Source organism: Aeromicrobium stalagmiti, assembly GCF_013283745.1.
GTDB lineage: Bacteria > Actinomycetota > Actinomycetes > Propionibacteriales > Nocardioidaceae > Aeromicrobium > Aeromicrobium stalagmiti.
This window is the reverse complement of sequence record NZ_JABSTZ010000002.1, coordinates 652,227-672,740: the sequence shown is the minus strand read 5'-3', so window position 1 is coordinate 672,740 and position 20,514 is coordinate 652,227. Positions and strand designations below refer to the sequence as shown.

Annotated in this window: 22 protein-coding genes and 1 riboswitch; of the genes, 3 read left to right on the top strand and 19 right to left on the bottom strand. The window is 70.4% G+C overall.

Features of this window, described 5'->3' with window-relative positions; translation table 11 throughout:
- Positions 1–113: 113 nt before the first annotated feature.
- The 7 genes from pheT to infC form a co-directional block, all read right to left on the bottom strand.
- Positions 114–2,645: a phenylalanine--tRNA ligase subunit beta gene (gene pheT, locus HQK15_RS12250; RefSeq protein ID WP_173491732.1), complete on the bottom strand. Its 2,532-nt coding sequence runs from the start codon at positions 2,643–2,645 to the stop codon at positions 114–116.
- Positions 2,642–3,745: a phenylalanine--tRNA ligase subunit alpha gene (gene pheS, locus HQK15_RS12245; protein WP_173491731.1), complete on the bottom strand. Its 1,104-nt coding sequence runs from the start codon at positions 3,743–3,745 to the stop codon at positions 2,642–2,644. The genes pheT and pheS overlap by 4 nt, the downstream gene beginning before the upstream one ends.
- Before the next feature lie 75 nt (positions 3,746–3,820).
- Positions 3,821–4,861 carry an ATP-binding protein gene (locus HQK15_RS12240; protein ID WP_173491730.1) on the bottom strand — a complete coding sequence of 347 codons (1,041 nt, stop codon included), beginning with the start codon at positions 4,859–4,861 and terminating at the stop codon, positions 3,821–3,823.
- 57 nt (positions 4,862–4,918) lie between these two features.
- Entirely contained in the window at positions 4,919–5,731 is an 813-nt protein-coding gene (locus HQK15_RS12235; protein WP_367649152.1) for a TrmH family RNA methyltransferase, read from the bottom strand.
- A 19-nt stretch (positions 5,732–5,750) separates the two neighbouring features.
- Entirely contained in the window at positions 5,751–6,158 is a 408-nt protein-coding gene (rplT, locus tag HQK15_RS12230; protein ID WP_173491728.1) for a 50S ribosomal protein L20, read from the bottom strand.
- A gap of 59 nt (positions 6,159–6,217) precedes the next feature.
- Entirely contained in the window at positions 6,218–6,412 is a 195-nt protein-coding gene (gene rpmI / locus HQK15_RS12225; RefSeq protein WP_108578165.1) for a 50S ribosomal protein L35, read from the bottom strand.
- Positions 6,413–7,132, bottom strand: a complete 720-nt coding sequence (gene infC, locus HQK15_RS12220; protein ID WP_173491727.1) for a translation initiation factor IF-3 — start codon at positions 7,130–7,132, stop codon at positions 6,413–6,415.
- 316 nt (positions 7,133–7,448) lie between these two features.
- On the opposite strand from infC, the gene HQK15_RS12215 reads away from it, so the two are divergent.
- Together HQK15_RS12215 and HQK15_RS12210 are read left to right on the top strand one after the other, a co-directional pair.
- Entirely contained in the window at positions 7,449–8,453 is a 1,005-nt protein-coding gene (locus HQK15_RS12215) for a GNAT family N-acetyltransferase (protein ID WP_173491726.1), read from the top strand.
- 130 nt (positions 8,454–8,583) lie between these two features.
- Positions 8,584–9,684: a family 43 glycosylhydrolase gene (locus tag HQK15_RS12210; RefSeq protein ID WP_173491725.1), complete on the top strand. Its 1,101-nt coding sequence runs from the start codon at positions 8,584–8,586 to the stop codon at positions 9,682–9,684.
- A 10-nt stretch (positions 9,685–9,694) separates the two neighbouring features.
- On the opposite strand, the gene HQK15_RS12205 is transcribed toward HQK15_RS12210, so the two are convergent.
- The 10 genes from HQK15_RS12205 to HQK15_RS12160 form a co-directional block, all read right to left on the bottom strand.
- Positions 9,695–10,183, bottom strand: a complete 489-nt coding sequence (locus HQK15_RS12205) for an SseB family protein (RefSeq protein ID WP_173491724.1) — start codon at positions 10,181–10,183, stop codon at positions 9,695–9,697.
- Positions 10,183–10,584 carry a PH domain-containing protein gene (locus HQK15_RS12200; RefSeq protein WP_173491723.1) on the bottom strand — a complete coding sequence of 134 codons (402 nt, stop codon included), beginning with the start codon at positions 10,582–10,584 and terminating at the stop codon, positions 10,183–10,185. Before HQK15_RS12200 ends, HQK15_RS12205 begins: the two co-directional genes overlap by 1 nt.
- On the bottom strand, positions 10,584–11,429 hold the full coding sequence (gene hisG / locus HQK15_RS12195; protein WP_173491722.1) for an ATP phosphoribosyltransferase: 846 nt from the start codon (positions 11,427–11,429) through the stop codon (positions 10,584–10,586). The genes HQK15_RS12200 and hisG overlap by 1 nt, the downstream gene beginning before the upstream one ends.
- A gap of 84 nt (positions 11,430–11,513) precedes the next feature.
- Positions 11,514–11,777 (bottom strand): phosphoribosyl-ATP diphosphatase, encoded by a 264-nt coding sequence (locus tag HQK15_RS12190; protein WP_173491721.1) that lies wholly within the window; start codon positions 11,775–11,777, stop codon positions 11,514–11,516.
- Positions 11,778–11,801: 24 nt separating this feature from the next.
- Complete coding sequence (gene ribH / locus HQK15_RS12185; protein ID WP_173491720.1) at positions 11,802–12,272, bottom strand: 6,7-dimethyl-8-ribityllumazine synthase; 471 nt, start codon at positions 12,270–12,272, stop codon at positions 11,802–11,804.
- Positions 12,272–13,504, bottom strand: coding sequence for a bifunctional 3,4-dihydroxy-2-butanone-4-phosphate synthase/GTP cyclohydrolase II (locus tag HQK15_RS12180; RefSeq protein ID WP_173491719.1), 1,233 nt, complete (start codon positions 13,502–13,504; stop codon positions 12,272–12,274). The genes ribH and HQK15_RS12180 overlap by 1 nt, the downstream gene beginning before the upstream one ends.
- A complete protein-coding gene (locus tag HQK15_RS12175; RefSeq protein WP_173491718.1) occupies positions 13,501–14,130 on the bottom strand; it encodes a riboflavin synthase in 630 nt (209 codons plus the stop codon). The genes HQK15_RS12180 and HQK15_RS12175 overlap by 4 nt, the downstream gene beginning before the upstream one ends.
- Positions 14,130–15,167: a bifunctional diaminohydroxyphosphoribosylaminopyrimidine deaminase/5-amino-6-(5-phosphoribosylamino)uracil reductase RibD gene (gene ribD / locus HQK15_RS12170; protein ID WP_173491717.1), complete on the bottom strand. Its 1,038-nt coding sequence runs from the start codon at positions 15,165–15,167 to the stop codon at positions 14,130–14,132. The genes HQK15_RS12175 and ribD overlap by 1 nt, the downstream gene beginning before the upstream one ends.
- A gap of 89 nt (positions 15,168–15,256) precedes the next feature.
- Positions 15,257–15,410, bottom strand: a riboswitch (FMN riboswitch).
- A gap of 40 nt (positions 15,411–15,450) precedes the next feature.
- Complete coding sequence (gene rpe / locus HQK15_RS12165; RefSeq protein WP_173491716.1) at positions 15,451–16,113, bottom strand: ribulose-phosphate 3-epimerase; 663 nt, start codon at positions 16,111–16,113, stop codon at positions 15,451–15,453.
- A 44-nt stretch (positions 16,114–16,157) separates the two neighbouring features.
- On the bottom strand, positions 16,158–16,769 hold the full coding sequence (locus tag HQK15_RS12160; protein ID WP_367649151.1) for a TetR/AcrR family transcriptional regulator: 612 nt from the start codon (positions 16,767–16,769) through the stop codon (positions 16,158–16,160).
- Positions 16,770–16,884: 115 nt separating this feature from the next.
- Here HQK15_RS12160 and HQK15_RS12155 point away from each other — a divergent pair, with 115 nt between their 5' ends.
- Positions 16,885–18,297, top strand: coding sequence for an MFS transporter (locus HQK15_RS12155; RefSeq protein WP_173491715.1), 1,413 nt, complete (start codon positions 16,885–16,887; stop codon positions 18,295–18,297).
- Here HQK15_RS12155 and HQK15_RS12150 read toward each other — a convergent pair.
- Both HQK15_RS12150 and fmt read right to left on the bottom strand, forming a co-directional pair.
- On the bottom strand, positions 18,283–19,566 hold the full coding sequence (locus HQK15_RS12150; protein ID WP_173491714.1) for an RsmB/NOP family class I SAM-dependent RNA methyltransferase: 1,284 nt from the start codon (positions 19,564–19,566) through the stop codon (positions 18,283–18,285). The two genes, HQK15_RS12155 and HQK15_RS12150, sit on opposite strands and share 15 nt — an antisense overlap.
- Positions 19,563–20,504 (bottom strand): methionyl-tRNA formyltransferase, encoded by a 942-nt coding sequence (gene fmt, locus HQK15_RS12145; RefSeq protein WP_173491713.1) that lies wholly within the window; start codon positions 20,502–20,504, stop codon positions 19,563–19,565. Before fmt ends, HQK15_RS12150 begins: the two co-directional genes overlap by 4 nt.
- Between the last annotated feature and the right edge of the window lie 10 nt (positions 20,505–20,514).

The window sequence follows — 20,514 nt, the reverse complement described above, 5'->3', positions numbered from 1 at the left end:
CGAGACCTTTCCGGCCCCTCGAGGAGACCTTTGTCGCCCCCATCCAGGGCGGCAACGGTCTCGCGAAGGGGCGGGAACGGTCTCGTCAGGGGGCGGTAACGGTCTCGTCAGCGTCAGTGGCGGAGGGTGGCGCCGGTGGCCTCGTGGGCCGCTGCGACCGCTGCCTCGCGAGCGGCCTTGATGTCGTCGTCGGTCAGCGTGCGATCGGGGGCACGCAGACGCAGCGCGAACGCCAACGACTTCTTGCCCTCGGGCACCTGCTCGCCGACGTAGGCGTCGAAGAGTCGGGCCGACTCGACCAGCGGGCCGGAACCGGCCAGTGCCGCCTCGAGATCGCCCGCCGCCACCGTGAGGTCGACGACGAGCGCGAGGTCCTCCTTGGCCACCGGGAACGTCGAGAAGTCAGGCCGCGGACCGATCTGCGGTGACGCCTCGATCATCGCGTCGAGATCGACCTCGGCCGCGACGACCCGGGCGGGCAGCCCGTACGCCTTGAGCACCCGCGGGTGCAGCTCGCCGGCGTGCCCGATCACGGCACCGTCGAGGACGAACGCCGCGCAGCGGCCGGGGTGCCAGGGTGCCTGCTGCGCCTGCCGCACCTCGAGGTCGACGTGCAGCACCGCTGCGAGGTGGCGGACGATCGCGATGGCGTCGGCCCACTGCACCGGACGTCCCTTGCCGGCCCAGCCCGAACGGACCCGCTCGCCGCTCATGACCACGCCGACGTGGAACGGCTGGTCGGGCAGCGCAGCCGAGAGGGCCGCGAGCTCGTCGTCGCTCGGGCGACGGTCGACTCCGTAGATCGGTGCCTCGGCCTCACCAGCCTGGGGCAGGAACACGCGACCGGTCTCGGTGATGTGCACGTGGCTGTGACCGCGACCGATGTTGAGCACGAGGCTGCGCAGCAGGCCCGAGAGCAGCGTCGTGGTCATGCCCGGGTCCTCCGCCGACAGCGGGTTCTCGAGCATGACCTGGCGGCGCCGGACGTCGTCAGCGGGCAGGCCCATCCGGTCCCAGTCGGCCTCACCGGCGAACGGGAACGTCTTGACCTCGACGAGCCCCTCGCCCGCGAGGACGTTGCCGACCCGGCGGCGCAGCTTCTGCGAGGTCGTGAGGCCGCGGCCGGCCGGGGCGGTCGGCAGCACCGACGGCACCTGGTCGTAGCCGACGACGCGCAGCACCTCCTCGACGATGTCGTAGGGGTCGGTGAGGTCGGGACGCCACGGCGGCGGCGTGACCGTCAGCCACGTGTGGTCGACCGCGACCTCGCAGCCGTTGGCCTCGAGGGCCTCCACAGCCGCGACGGTGTCGATGTCGACGCCGGTGACCCGGGCGGGCAGGTCGGCGTGCAGCGTCACGTCGGGCAGCACCGGGGCCTCACCGATCAGGGTCAGACCGTCCTCGAGCGTGCCCCCACCGTGCTCGACGAGCAGGTCGGCCACGCGGCGGACCGCCCGCGCCGGCAGCGTGGGGTCGACCCCTCGCTCGTTGCGCTTGGCGGCCTCGGACGACAGCTTCTGCGTCCGGGCCGTGCGCGCGATCATCGGGGCGGACCAGACGGCGGCCTCGACGACGACGTCGGTCGTGGACGGGGTCATCTCGACCTCCTCGCCGCCCATGATGCCGCCGAGCCCCACCGGGCCACGGTCGTCGGTGACGAGCGTGTCGGACTCGGTGAGCGTGCGGGTGGTGCCGTCGAGCGTCGTGAGCTGCTCCCCCGGAGTCGCGCGACGGACGACCAGCGGACCCTTGAGCAGGGAGCGGTCGTAGCCGTGGATCGGGAAGCCGAGCTCGAGCATGACGTAGTTGGTGACGTCGACCGCCAGCGAGATCGACCGCATGCCCGCCAGCTCGATGCGTTGCGCGAGCCATGCCGGCGTGGTGCGGGTCGGATCGATGCCGGTGACGGTCAGGGCAGCGAAGACCGGGCAGGCGGTCGGGTCCTGCACCTCGACACGGTAGGCGCCGGGACCGTCGGTCGCGACCGTCACCGCCTCGAGGTCGGCCGGGTCGTGGAACGGCGCGCCGGTCGCGATCGCCGCGTCACGGGCCACGCCGCGCAGCGACAGCGCGTAGGCGCGGTCGGGGTTGACCTCGAGGTCGAGAACCTCCTCACCCAGCCCCAGGAGCGCGATCGCGTCGTCGCCCGGCTCGGCCGAACCGGGCTCGAGGACGATGATGCCGCTGGCGTCGCCCGGCAGGTCGAGCTCGGCGGACGAGCAGATCATGCCGTCCGACACGTGCCCGTAGGTCTTGCGCGCGCTGATCTCGCCACCCGGGATGACATGGGCCAGCGCCGGCAGCACCGTGCCGGGCAGGGAGACGACCACGAGGTCGCCCTCGACGAAGTTGTGCGCGCCGCAGATGATGCCGCGCGACGGCACGTCGTCGCCCGGCGCGTCGGGCACGGACGCGTCGTTGTGTGCGCCGACGTCGACCCGGCACCAGTTGATCGTCTTGCCGTTCTTCTGCTCCTCCTTGACGAGGCTGAGCACGCGGCCGACCACCAGCGGGCCGCTGATGCCGGACGAGGCGATCTCCTCGAGCTTGAGGTCGAACTCGGTGAGGCGGCCAGCCAGGTCGACGGTCGAGAGATCCTCTGGCAGGTCGACGTACTCACGCAGCCAGGTGACAGGGACCTTCACAGCTCGACTCCAAAGGGCTCGGTGAAACGGATGTCGCCGTCGAACAGGTCGCGCAGGTCAGCGATGTCGTAGCGGGACGTGATGGTGCGGTCGATGCCGATGCCGAAGGCGAAGCCCGAGTAGCGCTCGGGGTCGACGCCGCAGGCGATCAGCACGCGCGGGTTGACGACGCCGCACCCGCCCCACTCGACCCAGCCCTCGCCCTTGCAGGTGCGGCAGTCGGCGACCGCGTCGGGCTCGTTGTGGCAGACGTAGCAGAGCAGGTCCATCTCGGCGCTCGGCTCGGTGAACGGGAAGTACGACGGCCGAAAGCGCGTCGTCATGCCGTCGCCGTAGATCGCCTGGGCGAAGTGGTCGAGCGTTCCCTTGAGGTGGGCCATCGACAGACCCTCGTCGATCGCGAGGCCCTCGACCTGGTGGAAGACCGGCGAGTGGGTGGCGTCGAGCTCGTCGGTGCGGAACACGCGACCGGGGCAGGCGATGTAGATCGGGGGCTTGCGGGTGAGCATCGTCCGCGCCTGCACGGGCGACGTGTGGGTGCGCAGCACCATGGCCGCCTTCTCGGGCGTGACCCAGAACGTGTCCTGCATCGTGCGGGCCGGGTGGTCCGGACCCAGGTTGAGCGCGTCGAAGTTGAGCCATTCGGCCTCGACCTCGGGGCCCTCGGCGATCTCCCAGCCCATCGAGACGAACACGTCGGCGATGTGCTCCGACAACGTGGTGACGGGGTGCCGGGCTCCGACGGGCGCGACGTCCCACGGCAGCGTGACGTCGACGGCCTCGGTCACCAGCGCCTGCTCCTCGGCGGCCGCCTCGACCTCGGCGGACTGGGCAGCGAGGGCCTGGTTGATGGCGCCACGCGCCTGGCCCACGCGCTGGCCCGCCTCCTTGCGAGCCTGCGGCGGCAGGGCGCCGATCTCGCGGTTGGCCAGGGCGATCGGTGAGCGGTCGCCCACGTGGTCGATGCGGACCTGCGCGAGGTCGTCGAGCGTGACGGCGGCGGCGATCGCTGCCAGGGCCTCGTCCCGCATGCGCTCGACCTCATCGGCGTGCAAAGGAGTGACCTCCACCGGGTCGTACGAGGAGTTGGGCGCGGACATGAGGACCTTCCGGAGAACGCAGGTGGGTGGGCTGGACAGCCGTGGTCTGAGTTTATCGGTCGTGGATCGGGCGAATCAGTCGGTCATCGAGTCGGGCTCGTTGATCGGGAACCACACCCGGATCTGGGCCCCGCCGCCCTCGGCGTCCTGGATGTCGATGGCTCCTCCGTGCTCCTCGACGATGCCGCGCACGATGTACATGCCGAGTCCACTGCCGGCTCCCGGACCCGAGCGCCAGAAGCGGCTGAAGACCCGCTGCCGCATCTCCTCGGGGATGCCCGGACCGTTGTCGTGCACCTGCAGCGACACCCCGCCCTGGTAGTCGGGGTGCTGCGTGTTCTGCACGACGATCTCCTTGAGACCGAAGCCGTGCCGCAGCGCGTTCTCGACGAGGTTGGTCACGACCTGGTGGATGCGGTCGCTGTCGCCCCAGATGAGGTCGAGGTCGTCCTTGATGCTGACCTCGAACGGTTCGGTCGACCCGCCCGAGACGCTGGTGAGCACGTGCCGCACGACCTCGTCGAGCTTGACCGGGCCGCGCTTGAGCGTGAGCCGGCCGGCGTCGATGCGAGCGGCGTCGAGCAGCTCGGTGATCAGTCGGCTCAGGCGGTCGGCGTCGGCGTCGACCGTCTCGAGCATCAGCTGGCGCTGCTCCTCGGAGAACTTGTCCCACTTGGTCAGGAGCGTCGACGTGAACCCCTTGATGCCGGTCAGCGGCGACCGCAGCTCGTGCGCCACGGTGGCCACCAGGTCGGACCGCTCGCGGTCGGCCTGGTTGCGGATGCGCGCGTTGCGGACGCTGACGACGACCCGCTCGACCGGTCCGGAGCGACGCGACCGGACCAGGCTGGCCGTGATGAGGTACTCGCTGCCCTTGGGCGACCACCACGACGCCTCGGAGATCCGGCTGCGGATGTTGAGGCCGTCGTAGGGCAGGCAGCAGTCGTACCAGGAGTTGCCGTTGAGGTCGTCGAACGGCACCGCGTCGGACAGGTGCATGCCGATCATCTCGTCGCCCTCGGCCCGCGCCATGACCTTGATGCGCGGATTGACGTACTCGACGAGACCGTCGGGACCGGCGATGATGACGCCGTCCGGGTAGTCGTCGTAGTCCATGACGGTTGAATCTAGTACCAATGGACTAGATGCGACGACTCGGACGTGTCGCAGGACTCACCCAGTGAGACGGGCCCGCGCCGTCGCGTAGAGACACACGGCCGCAGCGGTGGCCAGGTTGAGGCTCTCCGCCTGCCCGAAGATGGGCACCGAGACGACGGCATCGGCCAGCTGACGGGTCTCGGCGGGCAGCCCCCATGCCTCGTTGCCCATCAGCCAGGCCGTGGGCGCCGCGAGGTCGAGCACGGGGTCGAACAGGCCCACCTCTCCCCCGCCGTCGGCCGCCAGCACCTGCAGGCCGGCGTCCTGCAGCGCACGGAGCGCCGCGGTGGTGTCGCGTTCGATGACCAGCGGCAGGTGGAACAGGCTGCCCACCGTCGCCCGCACCGACTTGGGGTTGTAGGGGTCGACGCTGTCGCCGACCAGGACCACGCCGTCCGCGCCCGCGGCGTCGGCGCAACGGATCACGGCCCCGGCGTTGCCCGGGTCGCGGATGTCGGCACAGACGACGACGAAGGTCGGGTCGCGGTCGAGCAGGACCTCGAGAGGGCGGTCGAGCATGGCGCACCGGGCCACGACGCCCTGCGGCTGGACGGTGTCGGCTATGGCCTCGACGACGTCGTCGGTGACGACGTGCCAGTGCACCTGTGCGGCCGTGGCAGCTGCGACGAGATCGGCGTGGTGATCGGTGGCCGACGCGGTCGCGAAGACCTCGAGCGTCGTGCCCGCCGAGGCCAGCGCCTCGCGCACGGCCTGGGGTCCCTCGGCGAGGAACTCGCGCTGGTCGGCCCGGAACGCACGAGTGGCGAGCCTCCTGGCGTGCTTCACGCGTCCGGAACGGACGGTGAAGTCACCAGGAGTGCTCGCCACTGCGTGAGGGGAACCGCGGTCAGGCCGCGGCGCCATCCTTCGACGACTCGGTCTTCGGAGCGTTGACGTCGGCCGGAAGGTTGTCCTTCGCGGTCTGCACGAGCGCCGAGAACGCGGCGGGCTCGTTGACGGCCAGCTCGGCCAGGATCTTGCGGTCGACCTCGACACCAGCAGCCTTGAGGCCCTGGATGAAGCGGTTGTAGGTCATGCCCTCGGCGCGGACCGCAGCGTTGATGCGCTGGATCCAGAGACGACGGAAGTCGCCCTTCTTGGCCTTGCGGTCACGGTAGCTGTAGACCAGCGAGTGGGTGACCTGCTCCTTGGCCTTGCGGTAGAGGCGCGAACGCTGACCGCGGTAGCCCGCAGCGCGCTCGAGTGTCTGACGGCGCTTCTTCTGTGCATTGACTGAGCGCTTGACGCGTGCCATCTCAGTTCTCCTTACAAATCAGTGGACTTGCTAGTCCGTGGAGGGGGGTGGGAACGCGGTCAGAGACCGAGCATCTTCTTCACGCGGGGGACGTCGTTCTTGGAGACGGCCGTGGTGCCGTCGAGGCGACGCTTGCGCTGCGACGACTTGACCTCGAGGAGGTGACGACGGTTGGTCTGCTCACGACGCAGCTTGCCGCTTCCGGTCAGCTTGACGCGCTTCTTCATTCCCGAGTGGGGCTTGAACTTCGGCATTTATGCCTCCATGTCTGGGTCGAGGTTCTCAGAACGTCGACGTGGCTTCTTGGGTGTTGCTGTCTTCTGGGCGGCCTCGCGGTGCGCCTTGACCTCAGCCTCTTCGGCTTCCTTCTCGGCGGCCTTCGCGCTCATGCTCACGGCCTTCTCCGCCTTGACCTCGGCCTGTGCCTCGGACTTCTTCTTGTGCGGACCGAGCACCATCGTCATGTTGCGGCCGTCCTGGCGGGCGTTGGACTCGATGAAACCGAGATCCTCGACGTCGGCGGCGAGACGCTGCAGCAGGCGGTAGCCCAGCTCGGGGCGGTGCTGCTCGCGTCCGCGGAACATGATCGTGATCTTGACCTTGTCGCCGGCCTTGAGGAATCGGACGACGTGACCCTTCTTGGTGTCGTAGTCGTGCTGATCGATCTTGGGACGCAGCTTCATCTCTTTGATGATGGTGTTGGTCTGGTTGCGCCGTGACTCGCGAGCCTTCTGAGCGGTCTCGTACTTGAACTTGCCGTAGTCCATGAGTCGGCAGACGGGCGGACGAGCTGTGGGCGCCACCTCGACGAGATCGAGATCGGCTTCCGCCGCCAGTCGCAGGGCATCTTCGATTCGAACGATGCCGACCTGTTCACCGCCAGGACCGACGAGGCGTACTTCGGGCACTCGGATTCGGTCGTTGACGCGCAGCTCTGTGGTGATGGATCCTCCTGGGGTCGTGTGGAGGGCCACGGAACTTCTCGCGGACGAAGCTCGTCGAACCGAGCTCGTCGCACAAAAAAGTGGCCCCCGTGTGAAACGGACGCCACCAGAGCACTATTCCTAGAAATGCCGGAACAGTGCAACCATCAGCTCTGCGAACACGGCATGCGCCGTGGCCGGTCGAACCGACTCGTACCTCGCGGTCAGGAACCACGTAGGTGGGAGGTGGGCCTCCACTTCAGCGACCAGACTATCAGCGGTGCCGTTCGGTTGTGAAATCGGCGTCGTAGCACGGCCGAAACATCGGTGTTGCGGAGGTGAAAACTCCCTGCGTCACTCTGGCACCATGCTGTGGCGCGTACGAACGACTCTTGCTGACCGACCGGGCAACCTGGCTGCCATCGCGCTGGCCTGCGGCGACGCCGGGATCAACATCCAGGGCCTCCAGGTCTTCCCCACCACCCCGCACGTCACGGACGAGCTCGTCGTCAGTGCGCCCGACGGGTTCACCGACCTGCAGGTCGCCGAGGTCTTCGAGCGGGCGGGCGGCGCGCAGGTCGCGGTCACCCGTGTGACCGGGGCTGCGACCGCGGACGCGCCGACGCGCTACCTCGACGGGGTGCACCAGGTGCTCGACGAGGGCCGCGACGTCGAGGAGGTGCTGCGAGAGCTGCTCGAGACCGAGCCGCCCGATGTCGCCGACTACAGCGGTCACGACGTCCTGGTGCTGACCCGGCGCAACGGCTCGGAGCTGCGCATCAGTCGCGCCGTCCCCTTCACCCCGGTCGAGCGTGCCCGCGCCCAGGCCCTGGTGTCGCTGGTCAGCGACGCCGGGAGCGACATCCCCCTGATCAGCCCGTCGCCGCGCGAGGCGGTGCCGCTCGTCCGCCAGGCGACCCTCGCCGACATCGAGGCCGTGACGGCCCTCCACGAGCGCTGCAGCGTCGACACCCTCTACAACCGCTACCAGGTGCCGCTGAAGATGCCGATGACGACGCGGATGGCCCGCCGCCTCGTGGTCCCCGACGTCGGGTGCGCGTTCGTGGTGCAGGTCGGGCTCGACGTCGTCGGCCACGGCGTGCTCGAGCTCGTCGAGGACGTGTGGCGCTTCCAGCTCATCGTGGAGGATGCCTGGCAGGGCCAGGGACTCGGCACGCGACTGATGAAGCACGCGGCCGGGCGCGCCAAGAGCGAGGGGGCGGCGCGCCTCACCTTCGTCACCGCCGGGTCCAACGACCACCTGCTGCGCGCCGTCGGCAACGCCGGCTTCGTCGCGCGGGTCGAGCGGCACGACGGCAACGTCCACATCACGGTGCCCCTGCGCGAGGTGCGGGCGATCCAGGCGAGCTGATCGGTCGCTCGGTCCGCGCGGAGGGTTGCCCGCCACTGTCCCCGCACCGATACTGGCCGGGACGGGGGTCGGTGCTGCAACCGTGCGAGCACTCCGCGATCCCCGTCGCTATCGAGGGGGAACATTCGTGATGCCAAGAACATACGCACGTCGCTGCCTGCAGGTGGGCGCGACAGCCCTGGGCGCCGTCGCCCTGGTGGCCGGGACGGCTCCCGGCGCCGTCGCCGCGGACTCGGTCCGCAAGCCCGCGGTGTCCGGCCTGGCCAACCCGGGCGTCGTCCAGGACGTCGAGGCGGGCCGCTGGGTCATCCACGGGACCGGCAGCTGGGACAGCCACTCCGTGTCGGTCTCGAGCACCGCCAGCGCGTCGAGCTCGTACGGCAAGGTGGCCAAGCGCCGGCTGCTCAAGAAGGGCACCGCCCCCTCGTGGATGGGCAGCATCAGCTCCGAGGGCAAGGAGGACCACAGCATCTGGGCGCCGTCGGTGACACGGTCGGCATCGGGCACGTACGTCGCGTACTTCGCCGTGACCGTCAAGAAGGCCGGCTCGGCCCGGTGCATCGGCACCGGCACCGGTCCGAGCGCGCAGGGTCCCTTCACCGCCAGCCCGCGCGCGCTGGCGTGCTGGAAGGGCTCGGGCGCCAGTCCCGTCGACCAGATCAGGTCCGAGGGGACTCGCTTCTCGCTCATCGACCCGACCCCGGTCCGTCTGAGCAGCAACGAGCTGGTCCTGACCTACAAGACGCAGATCCGCAAGAGCGGCAAGTGGCACACCACCACCCGTCTGGTCCGGCTCGACCCGAACGACCCCACCCGGACGGCCCCCAACCCGGCCCACGCCGACGGTGGCAGCATCCGCATCAGCGACAAGACCCACCAGTACATCGAGGAGAACCCGGTGCTGGCCAAACGCGGCGGCACCTACACGCTCTTCACGTCGTTCGGCTGGTACGGCACCTGCAACTACATCACGCGCTACCACCAGACGAAGTCGCTGTGGAGCTCGAAGGCGTGGCTGAAGGCCCGGAGCACCGACCTGCCGTTCTTCAAGGGCCTCAACACCTGCGGGCGCGGCAACGCCCAGGTCGTGGGCACCGGTGGCGACAAGTGGCTGATCTACTTCAACGGCCACGCGAGCCGCACCTCGACGCCCGGCGGTCCCAAGAACCTGTACGTCAAGGCCCTGCGCTGGAAGTCGGGCAAGCCCTACGTCGCGAACGCGCGCTCGTAGCACCGGGCCGTCAGACCACCCAGGCCTGGCCCGCAGCAGTGCGGGTCAGGCGGTGGCCGGCGGCCAGGTGCTGCAGGTCGTCGGTCTCGACGACCGTGAACGACGGGTTGGCCAGGTCGAGCAGGATGGCCGAGGCCTTCTCGTCGATCGCCGCCAAGGCGGCGTCGCGCCCGAGGATCGGCACGGGACGGGCCTGCGGGTCCCACACGGCCATCGTCTGGACGCTGCTGAAGGCGAGCAGCGCCTGCCGGCCGTCGGCTCCGGTCATCAGCACCGCGGCCATGTCGGCGTTCTTGTCGCCCTGGGCCGGGGTCTCGCCGAGCAGCGCGACGATCGGCACGAACACGCGGGCGTCGCCGAGCGCCTGCAGCACCGCGACGTTGTCGCCGAAGGCCTCGGCCAGGGCGGGCGCGACGGTGCCGTCGTCGCCCGGGAACTGGGGACTCGCCAGGTGGGCGCCCCTCCCGCCCCCGGGAGGGCCGTCGTGACCGTGGGCCATCAGCCGATCCGTCCGCGCAGGTAGTCGACGGCCTCGCGGGCGTAGCGCCCGTCGCTGCCCTGGATGGCGAACAGCATGACCCGCTCGTCGTCCGTCGTCACGAGCGTCGGCCAGGGCGCGCCGGTGTTCATCGCGAAGCCCTCGATGTCGGACCACGCGACGGTGTGCCGGCGGTAGCCGTTGAGCACCTCGACGCCCGCGTCGGTGGCCCGCACGAAGCTGCGACCGATGCCGTGCAGCAGCGCCAGGACGGCCAGGATGATGATCCAGAGCGTGATCGTCTCGGCGGTCGTGAAGTAGATCTCGTCGGGCAGCGCGAACGCGATCACGGCCGTGAGCACGAGCATGATGACGGCGACGGCGTAGGCGACGATCCGCGCGCCACCGGGCCGGAACGTCATCAGATCCGGCACGCGAGGATGTCCGTCACGAGGATGCCCCGGGCGCCGAGGCCGTAGAGCTCGTCCATGACCTTCTGGGCGGCGTCACGCGGCACCATCGAGCGCACGGCGACCCACCCTTCACGATGCAGGGGCGACACCGTCGGCGACTCGATGCCCGGCGTCAGCTCGACGGCCTTCTCGACCTGGTCGACACGGATGTCGTAGTCCATCATGATGTACGTCCGCGCCACCAGCACGCTGTCGATGCGGCGCTTGAAGATCTCGAACCCGGGCGCCTCCGGGGCGTCCTTCCGGGTGATCATGACGGCCTCGGACGACAGGATCGGGTCACCGAAGACCTCGAGGTCGGCCTGACGCAGGGTGCTGCCGGTCTCGACGACGTCGGCGATGGCGTCGGCCACGCCGAGGCGGATCGAGGACTCGACCGCCCCGTCGAGCCGGACGACGTCGGCGCTGATCCCCCGCTCGGCGAGGTAGGCGCCCACGATGCCCTCGTAGGAGGTCGCGATGCGGGCACCGGCGAGGTCGTCGACCGACGACATCTGGCCGATCGGTGCGGCGAAGCGGAACGTGGAGGCGCCGAAGCCGAGCGAGATGTTCTCGACCGCGTTGGCGCCGGAGTCGAGCAGCAGGTCGCGGCCGGTGATGCCGACGTCGAGCGTGCCCTCCCCCACGTAGATGGCAATGTCACGCGGACGCAGGTAGAAGAACTCGACGTCGTTGTCGGGGTCGAGGGTGACGAGGTCCTTGGCGTTGCGACGCTGGCGGTAGCCGGCCTCGGCCAGCATCTGCGCGGCGGCCTCGGCCAGCGCGCCCTTGTTGGGAACGGCGATCTTGAGCATGGAAGGTCTCTTCTCAGGGAGTCTGTGACGGACGGCGGAGGCACGGACGGGCGCCCACCCTCGTCGAGAGCAGCAGCCGGTCCGTCACAGATGCGCGTAGACGTCGTCGAGCGAGATGCCGGAGGCGATCATCATCACCTGCGCGTGGTAGAGCAGCTGGCTGATCTCCTCGGCCGTGCGCTCAGGACCTTCGTGCTCGGCGGCCATCCACGACTCGGCGGCCTCCTCGACGAGCTTCTTGCCGATCGAGTGGACGCCGGCATCGAGCTCGGCGACGGTGCGCGAGCCCTCGGGGCGCGTCGCGGCCTTGTCGGCGAGCTCGGCGAAGAGTTGGTCGAAGGTCTTCATCGTGGAGCAGTCTATCGGTGCGGCTCAGGCAAGGGTGCGCAGGACGTTCCACGCGGACAGGGCGGCCTCGACGGCCTCGCGTCCCTTGTCCTCCTTGCTGCCCTCCAGCCCTGCGCGATCGAGCGCCTGGGCGTCGTCGTCGCAGGTCAGGAGGCCGAAGCCGACGGGCACACCGGTGTCGAGCGCGACCCGGCTGAGGCCGTCGGTCGCGGCGGCAGAGACGTACTCGAAGTGCGGCGTGCCGCCCCGGATGATCACCCCGAGGGCGATCACCGCGTCGAAGCCCTGCCGGGCGTACGCCTGGCAGAGGATGGGAAGCTCGAACGACCCGGGCGCGCGCACCAGCGTCACGTCCGTGACGTGGGCGTCGGCCAGGGCCGCCTGGGCTCCCGCGATGAGTCCGTCCATCACCTCGGTGTGCCAGCTCGAGGCGACGATCGCCACGCGGGCGCCCGCCGCGTCGACGGCCAGCTGCGGTGCTCCGTGTCCTGACATCAGCTCTCCTCCTCGAGGCCGGGAAGGTCGTGTCCCATGCGCTCGGCCTTGGTCTGCAGATAACGCAGGCTGTCCTCCGTCGGGGCGATCAGGAGCGGAAGACGCTCGCTGACCTTGACGCCGTACGCCTCGAGCGCCGTCGTCTTGTCGGGGTTGTTGGTGAGCAGGCGCGCCGACGTGACCCCCAGGTCGCGCAGGATCTGCGCTCCGGCGGCGTAGTCGCGCTCGTCCTCGCCGAAGCCGAGCTGGATGTTGGCGTCGACCGTGTCGCTGCCGGCGTCCTGCAGACCGTAGGCCTGCAGCTTGTGCAGCAGCCCGATGCCGCGACCCTCGTGGCCGCGCAGGTAGACGACGATGCCCGCGCCCGCCGCGGTGATCTCGGTCATCGAGAGCTCGAGCTGGGGGCCGCAGTCGCAGCGGCGCGAGCCGAACACGTCGCCGGTGAGGCACTCGGAGTGGATGCGCACCAGGACGTCCTCGGTGCCGGGATCGCCGTGGACCAGCGCGATGTGCTCGGAGCCCTCGATGCGGTCGCGGTACCCGTGGGCCGTGAACTCACCGAACTCGGTGGGCAGCCGGGTCGTCGCGAGGCGGTCGACCTGCGACTCGTGCAGGCGCAGGTGCACCTGGAGGGCCTCGATCGACACCAGCGCGATGCCGTGCTCGTCGGCGAACTCGCGCAGCTCGGGCGCCCGCATGAGGGTGCCGTCGTCGTTGAGCACCTCACCGATCACGCCGGCCGGCGTGAGTCCCGCGAGGCGCGCGAAGTCGACCGCGGCCTCGGTGTGGCCGGCGCGCTCGAGAACGCCTCCCGGCTTGGCCCGCAGCGGGATGATGTGGCCCGGCTGGTTGAGCTCGAACGGCTCGGTGGCCGAGTCGGCGAGCACCCGGCACGTACGGGCGCGGTCGGAGGCCGAGATGCCGGTCGTGATGCCGTCGCGGGCATCGATCGACACGGTGTAGGCCGTGCGCATCTTCTCGCGGTTGTGCGGCGTCATCAACGGGATCGCGAGCCGGTCGAGGATGTCGCCGGTGATGGGCGCGCAGACCAGGCCGCTGGAGTAGCGGACCAGGAACGCCATGAGCTCCGGCGTCGCCTTGCTCGCGGCGAAGATGATGTCGCCCTCGTTCTCGCGGTCCTCGTCGTCGACGACGACGATGGCCTTGCCGTCGCGGAAGTCCGCGATCGCACGCTCGATGCTGTCGAGCCTGACTGCTTCGTGCTCGGTCATGCCGATTCTTCCTTCTGTGCTGCGAGCAGGCGCTCGACGTACTTGGCGAGGATGTCGACCTCGAGGTTGACCCGGTCGCCCGGAGCCTTGGTGCCCAACGTGGTGTCGGCGAGCGTGGTGGGGATCAGCGAGACCGAGAACCACGGCCCCTCCCCCGTCGACGGGGCCGCGTCGACGACCTCGACGACCGTCAGCGACGTGCCGTCGACGGTGACGGAGCCCTTGGCGACGAGATACTTCGCGAGCTCGACCGGCAGGCCGATGCGCACGACCTCCCAGTGCTCGCTGGGCGTGCGGTCGATGACGTGGCCGGTGCCGTCGACGTGGCCCTGCACGATGTGACCGCCGAGCCGGGCCCCCGCCTTCGTGGCGCGCTCGAGATTGACCTGCGAGCCCACGGCCAGGTCGCCCAGGGACGTCTTGTCGAGCGACTCCTTCATGACGTCCGCGCCGAACGTGTCGCCGTCCTGGGCCATGACGGTCAGGCAGCAGCCGTTGACGGCGATCGAGTCGCCGTGACCTGCGTCGGACGTGACGACGGGGCCGCGGATCGTCAGGCGCACGGAGTCGCCGAGCTCCTCCACCGCGGTGATGGTGCCCTTCTCCTCGATGAGTCCGGTGAACATCAGTCGAAGTCCTCTCTCTGCATGCGCCCTGGGGTGCCGATGATGCGGATGTCGGGACCGATCATCGTGAGGTCCTCGATGTGGATCGGTCGCAGGTCGGCGAGGGTCGTGGCCTCGCCCTCCAGCGCGGCACGGCCGGAGCCGAGCATCGCGGGTGCCATGTAGCCGATGATCCGGTCGATGACGCCGGCCTTCCAGAAGGCACCGGCCAGGCGCGGACCACCCTCCAGCCAGATGTGGCGGATGCCGTTCTCGACGAGCTTCTGCAGCACGGTGTCGGGGTCGCGCGACTGGATCATGAGGGTCGGCGCCACCCGGTCGAAGACCCGGAAGTAGTTGGGGATCTTGGTCTCGCCCACGACGACCCGCAGCGGCTGCTGGTCGTAGGGCAGCGGCATGTCCTTGGCGTCGCGGACGGTCAGACGGGGGTCGTCGGCCAGCACGGCGCCCGTGCCCGCGACGATCGCGTCGGCCTCGGCACGGAACGTCTGCACGTCGCGCCGCGCCTCGTCGCTGGTGATCCACTTGCTGGTGCCGTCGGGAGCCGCACTGAGCCCGTCGAGCGTCGCGGCGTACTTCCAGGTCACGAAGGGTCGCCCCGACGTCACCGCGAACGTCCACTCGACGTTGAGGTCGGTCGCCTCCTCGGCCATCACGCCGGGCTCGACCTCGATGCCGGAGGCCCGCAGCGTCGAGGCGCCGCCCGACGCGGTGCGATCAGGATCGATCTGCCCGAAGACGACCCGTGCCACCCCTGCGTCGATGAGGGCCTGCGCGCAGGGCCCCGTGCGACCCGTGTGGTTGCACGGCTCGAGGGTGACGACGGCCGTGGCGCCGCGAGCGGCGTCGCCGGCGCGGGTCAGGGCGTCGACCTCGGCATGGGGCGTGCCGGCGCCGTGGTGGGCTCCCACCGCGATCTCGGTGCCGTCGGACGCGATCAGCACGCAGCCGACGCGCGGGTTGGGCAACGTCCGCCGCGTCCCGCGGGCCGCGTCGAGCGCCCGTCGCATCGCTGCGACTTCGACCTCTGATGCCATGCATTCCTCCGGGTGGTGGTCTGCTCGCACGACCCGGGGCGGGAGATGACGGGTGTCATCGCGTGGCCGCGGCAGACGTCACCACGACACACGTGCCCCTCTCATCCGGACTTTCACCGTCGGTGCCGGAATTCCACCGGCTCAACCGGGCCTCACCCCTGCGCTGGTTGCTGCGCAAAGAAGTGACCGCGGGTCGCGGACTGTCACCGCCGGTTCGGAATTGCACCGACCCCGGAGCACACGAGCAACTGCTCGTTGCGGTCATTCTATCGGGTCGTCCCCGTCAGTGGACGTGACGTCCGGCATGCGAGCGCAGCTGCGACACCATGTCCTCCGGATCGTCGGCGCCGAACACCGCGGAGCCCGCGACGAAGACGTCCGCGCCGGCCTCGGCACAGCGCTCGATCGTCTCGAGCGAGACACCACCGTCGACCTGGAGCCAGATGTCGCCACCGTGCTGGTCGATGAGGTCACGGGCGCGCCGGATCTTGGGCAGGCACAGGTCGAGGAACGTCTGGCCGCCGAACCCGGGCTCCACCGTCATGATCAGCACCATGTCGAGCTCGGGGAGCATGTCCGCGTAGGGCTCGATCGGCGTGGCCGGCTTGAGCGCCATCGACGCCCGCGCCCCCTTGGCGCGGATCTCCCGCGCGAGGCGCACCGGAGCCGCGGCCGCCTCGACGTGGAACGTGATGCTGCCCGCGCCGGCCTCGACGTAGGCCGGCGCCCAGCGGTCGGGGTCGGCGATCATCAGGTGCGCGTCGATCGGCTGCTTCGCGACCTTCGCGAGGGCCTCGATGACCGGGGCCCCCAGCGTCAGGTTGGGCACGAAGTGGTTGTCCATGACGTCCATGTGCAACCAGTCGGCTCCGCTGATGCGAGCCGCCTCGGCCTCGAGGTTGGCGAAGTCGGCCGACAGCATGCTCGGGGTGATCTGGATGCCCATGGCGTCAGCCTAGTGGGCGCGCGTCCGGGCGATCGGGGGGAGGATCAGGAGGCTGCCGGGTCGCGCAGGATGCCCTGGATCACGATGTCGAGCATGGGGCCCGCCTCGGCGATGTCCATGCCCGCCTGGTCGGCCACGCTGGCGACGCCGCTCACCAGCCGCATGACCTCACGGGAGTCGACACCGTCGCGCAGGGCGCCCATCTCGGCGATGTGCCCGATGACCTTCTCGTTGGCGCCCACGAGCACCTGGCACTTGCGGTAGATCGGCGACGACTCGTCGTCCATGGCCGCCATGACCTTGGCCGCCGCGCCGCGGTAGATGCCGACGTTGGCGACGAACTTGCCGAACCAGTCGGTCAGAGCCGGTCGTGCGTCGAGCCCGGAGCCGACGACCGCGTCGCTGTCGGCCTCGATCTGGGCCGCCCAGTCGCGCATGACCGCGTCGATCAGGTCGTCGCGGGTCGGGAAGTGCCGGTAGAGCGTGCCGGGACCGACGCCGGCCCGCTTGGCGATGTCGTCGAGCGAGGCCTCGGCGCCGTGCTCGCGAAATGCCTCGCGGGCTGCCTCGACGAGCTTGTCGTAGTTGCGCTGGGCGTCGGCTCGCAGGGGCTTGGCACCTGGTTCGGCGCCGGTCTGCTCGCGCGTGACGGACACCACCGCGCCACCTCCCTTGCTAACCGGAGACCGTCTCCGTATAGTCGTCGAAGGAACCGGAGTCCTTCTCCGCCTAGTCTACGTCACCCTCTCCGCCCAGAACAGGAAGCACGCCATGACCTCTGTCTCCTCGGCGCCACCCGCGCAGCGGCGCGCCACGCTCGGCATCACCCTCGTGCTGCTGGCCCAGCTGATGCTCGTCCTCGACGCCACCGTCGTGAACGTCGCACTCCCCCGCATCCAGGCCGATCTCGACTTCTCGCCCGCCAGCCTCTCGTGGGTCCTCAACGGCTACACGCTCGCCTTCGGCGGCCTCCTGCTGCTCGGTGGCAGGCTCGGCGACGTCTTCGGACGCCGCCGCGTGTTCGAGATCGGCCTGGCGCTGTTCACGGTCGCCTCCCTCGCGGGCGGCCTCGCGCCCAACGCCGACCTGCTCGTCGTCGCCCGTGTCGCCCAGGGAGTCGGCGCCGCGATCGCGGCTCCCAGCGTCCTCGCGCTGCTCATGACCGCCACGACCGACGAGGGATCCCGCAACCGTGCCCTGGCGTTGTTCACCGCCGTGTCGTCGGCCGGCGGCTCGATCGGCCTGATCCTCGGCGGCGCCCTGACGGACGTCGGCTCGTGGCGCTGGACGCTCGTGATCAACGTGCCGATCGGCATCGTGGTGCTCGCCCTCGTCCGCCGCTTCGTGGCCGAGACGGACCGTCGGCCGGGCCGCTTCGACGTGGTCGGCGCCGCGTCCGCGACCTTGGGCTCCGTGGCCCTGGTCTACGCCTTCATCAACGCACCCGACCACGGCTGGGGCTCCGTCGGGACGATCGGTGGGTTCGCCCTGGCCGCTGCCCTCCTGGCGCTGTTCGTCCGGACCGAGCGCGTCGCTCCCCACCCGCTGCTGCGTCTCGGCCTGCTGCGCGACCGGCAACGCGCCGGAGCCCTCGTCGTGATGTCGCTCCTGGTCGGCTCGCAGTTCCCGATGTTCTACCTGCTGGTGCAGTACGACCAGCGGGTGCTGGGCTTCGGTCCGCTCGCCTCCGGGTTCGCCTTCCTGCCGCTGACGCTCGCGATCTTCGCGGTCTCCCGCATCTCTGCACGCCTCGTCACCCGCTACGGCACGGCCCGGCTCATCGCGATCGGCACGCTCGGCATGGCCGTCAGCTTCGCCTGGCTCAGCCAGATCTCGACCTCCAGCGACTACGCGACCTCGATCCTGGGGCCCATGCTGCTGAGCGGCGCGTCGGCCGGCCTGACCTTCATGCCGACGACGGTCGCGATCCTTGCGGGCGTCGAGCCCGAGCACGCGGGTGCCGCGTCAGGACTGCTGCAGACCATGCAGCAGCTCGGTGGGGCGATCGGCCTGGCCGTGATCGTCTCGGTCTACGCGTCGGGCGCCGTGCCCGGCGAGGTCGTGCCGGGCGCCGAGGCCGCGTTCCTCACCTCGATGGTGTTCGCACTGGTCGGGTTCGCCATGGCGACGGTCGTCATGCGGACGCCGCGCAAGGCCGCGGTGCCGGTGTCACTGGCGGCGTAGGACCGCGCAGAACATCGCATCGGTGCCGTCGATGTGGGGCCACCACTGGTGGGTGGACTCCACGTCGACGTCGCTGCGTCCCGCTGTCACGGCGGTGACGACGCCCTGCGTCTCCCGCAGGTGCGGCGAGCACGTCGCATAGACCACGACCCCGCCGGGGCGCACCAGCTCGAGCGCCCGGGTCAGCAGCGCCTCCTGCAGCGGCACCAGGCCGTCGAGGTCGGCGGGCCTGCGGCGCCACCGCGACTCGGGACGCCGTCGCAGGGCCCCGAGCCCGGTGCACGGCGCGTCGACCAGGACCCGGTCGAACGAACCGGCCTCCCACGGGCCCTCGCGGCCGTCGAAGGTCGTGACCTCGACGTTGGAGAGCTGGCGGACGCCGTGGCGCACGAGCTCGGCCCGGTGCTGCTGCAGCTCGTTGGCGACGAGCGTGGCTCCCCGCCCGGCGGCGAGCGCCCCGAGGAGGGCCGCCTTGCCGCCCGGACCGGCACACACGTCGAGCCACCGCGCGTCCGAGCCGGTGACCTGCGCGTCGGCGAGGGCGATCGCGACGAGCTGGGAGCCCTCGTCCTGCACTCCCGCGCGTCCGTCCCTGACCTCGGGGATCGCACCGGGGTCTCCGCCCTCGTCGAGGATGCGGGCGTAGGGCGACAGCTCGCCCGGTCGTCCCGGGAGGTCCTCGGCGCGGCTCAGACCGGGGCGCGCGACCAGGGTGACGCGCGGCGGGGCGTTGTCGGCGGCGAGCAGCTTGTCGATCTGCGCACCGTGACCGCCGAGGGCCTCGCGCAACGCGGTGACGATCCAGAGCGGGTGGGAGGCGCGGACCGACCGAGCCGCGTCGCCCTCCAGCCCCTCGGTGACGATCGCGAGCCAGCCGTCGAGGTCCTTCTGGCCGATCTTGCGCAGCAGCGCGTTGGCGAAGTGGACCGGCTTGTGGCCGATCTCGCGGCGCACCACGTCGACGGTCGTCGAGACCGCGGCGTGCGCCGGCACCCGCATGTTGAGCAGCTGGTGGGTGCCGAGCCGCAGGGCGTCGAGCACCGGGGGGTCGATCGACCCGATGCCCTTGCTCGCGACGTGGTCGATGATCGCGTCGTAGGTGCCCTGACGACGCAGCGTGCCGTGAACCAGCTCGGTCGCGAAGGCGGCGTCACGCCCCTCGATGTGGTGCTCGTCGAGCATCGCCGGCAGGATCAGGTTGACGTAGGCGTCCTGCTCCGCGACGGCGCGCAGCGCGTGGAAGGCGACGGAGCGCACCGGGTCGGTCATGCGTCGCTCCCCACCGAGGTGAAGGCGGGATCGTCGGCGAAGGTCGTGCCACGCCCCCAGTCGGCGGCCGGCATGCGCTTCTTGCCGACGGCCTGGACGTCGCCCAGCACCAGGTCGGTCGTCGTCGTGCCGACCCTCACCTCACGCTTGCCCACGTGCAGTCGGCCGGGCTCGAGCGTACGGTCGTCGGCGATCGTCGCCGGCCCGATCTTGACGCGGTCACCGTCGAGCGTCGTCCAGGCGCCCGGCGCCGGGGTGCAGCCGCGGATGTGCCGGTCGACCGCGAACGCGGGACGGTTCCAGTCGATGCGCCCCTCCTCGGTCGTGAGCTTGGGCGCGTAGGAGATGTTGTCCTCGGGCTGGGGAACGGCCGCGATGTCGCCGTCCTCGATGTGGTCGACGACGTCGACGAGCAGCTTGCTGCCCCAGTCGGCCAGGCGCTCCAGGAGCTCGGCGGACGTGTCGTCGGCGCGGATGAGCTCGGTGATCGTGCCCAGCACCGGGCCGGCGTCGAGCTCCTCGACCAGGCTGAAGACCGTGGCGCCGCTGACCTCGTCACCGGCCATGATGGCGCGCTGGACCGGAGCCGCGCCACGCCAGGCGGGCAGCACCGAGAAGTGCAGGTTGATCCAGCCGAACTGCGGGATGTCCAGCGCCTCGCGGCGGATCAGCGCACCGTAGGCGACGATCGGGATGCAGTCGGGCGCGATCTGCCGGAGCCGCTCCATGAAGTCGGGGTCCGACGGCTTGACGGGCTTGAGCACCTCGATGCCGTGGCGCGCGGCAGCCTCCGCCACGGGCGACGGCGTCAGCGTGCGTCCACGACCGGCCGGGGCGTCCGGTCGGGTGATCACGGCGACGACGTCGTGGCGGCTCGCGACGAGCGCCTCGAGGGACGGGAGCGCCGTCTCTGGGGTTCCGGCAAAGACGACTCTCACGGCCACGAGT

Bases quoted from the DNA above. Each gene is read 5' to 3' on its own strand.
- pheS (WP_173491731.1), bottom strand. From the start codon at position 3,745: ATGTCCGCGCCCAACTCCTCGTACGACCCGGTGGAGGTCACTCCTTTG.
- HQK15_RS12240 (WP_173491730.1), bottom strand. From the start codon at position 4,861: ATGGACTACGACGACTACCCGGACGGCGTCATCATCGCCGGTCCCGAC.
- rplT (WP_173491728.1), bottom strand. From the start codon at position 6,158: ATGGCACGCGTCAAGCGCTCAGTCAATGCACAGAAGAAGCGCCGTCAG.
- rpmI (WP_108578165.1), bottom strand. From the start codon at position 6,412: ATGCCGAAGTTCAAGCCCCACTCGGGAATGAAGAAGCGCGTCAAGCTG.
- HQK15_RS12215 (WP_173491726.1), top strand. From the start codon at position 7,449: ATGCTGTGGCGCGTACGAACGACTCTTGCTGACCGACCGGGCAACCTG.
- HQK15_RS12210 (WP_173491725.1), top strand. From the start codon at position 8,584: ATGCCAAGAACATACGCACGTCGCTGCCTGCAGGTGGGCGCGACAGCC.
- HQK15_RS12205 (WP_173491724.1), bottom strand. From the start codon at position 10,183: ATGGCCCACGGTCACGACGGCCCTCCCGGGGGCGGGAGGGGCGCCCAC.
- HQK15_RS12200 (WP_173491723.1), bottom strand. From the start codon at position 10,584: ATGACGTTCCGGCCCGGTGGCGCGCGGATCGTCGCCTACGCCGTCGCC.
- hisG (WP_173491722.1), bottom strand. From the start codon at position 11,429: ATGCTCAAGATCGCCGTTCCCAACAAGGGCGCGCTGGCCGAGGCCGCC.
- HQK15_RS12190 (WP_173491721.1), bottom strand. From the start codon at position 11,777: ATGAAGACCTTCGACCAACTCTTCGCCGAGCTCGCCGACAAGGCCGCG.
- ribH (WP_173491720.1), bottom strand. From the start codon at position 12,272: ATGTCAGGACACGGAGCACCGCAGCTGGCCGTCGACGCGGCGGGCGCC.
- HQK15_RS12180 (WP_173491719.1), bottom strand. From the start codon at position 13,504: ATGACCGAGCACGAAGCAGTCAGGCTCGACAGCATCGAGCGTGCGATC.
- HQK15_RS12175 (WP_173491718.1), bottom strand. From the start codon at position 14,130: ATGTTCACCGGACTCATCGAGGAGAAGGGCACCATCACCGCGGTGGAG.
- ribD (WP_173491717.1), bottom strand. From the start codon at position 15,167: ATGGCATCAGAGGTCGAAGTCGCAGCGATGCGACGGGCGCTCGACGCG.
- rpe (WP_173491716.1), bottom strand. From the start codon at position 16,113: ATGGGCATCCAGATCACCCCGAGCATGCTGTCGGCCGACTTCGCCAAC.
- HQK15_RS12155 (WP_173491715.1), top strand. From the start codon at position 16,885: ATGACCTCTGTCTCCTCGGCGCCACCCGCGCAGCGGCGCGCCACGCTC.
- HQK15_RS12150 (WP_173491714.1), bottom strand. From the start codon at position 19,566: ATGACCGACCCGGTGCGCTCCGTCGCCTTCCACGCGCTGCGCGCCGTC.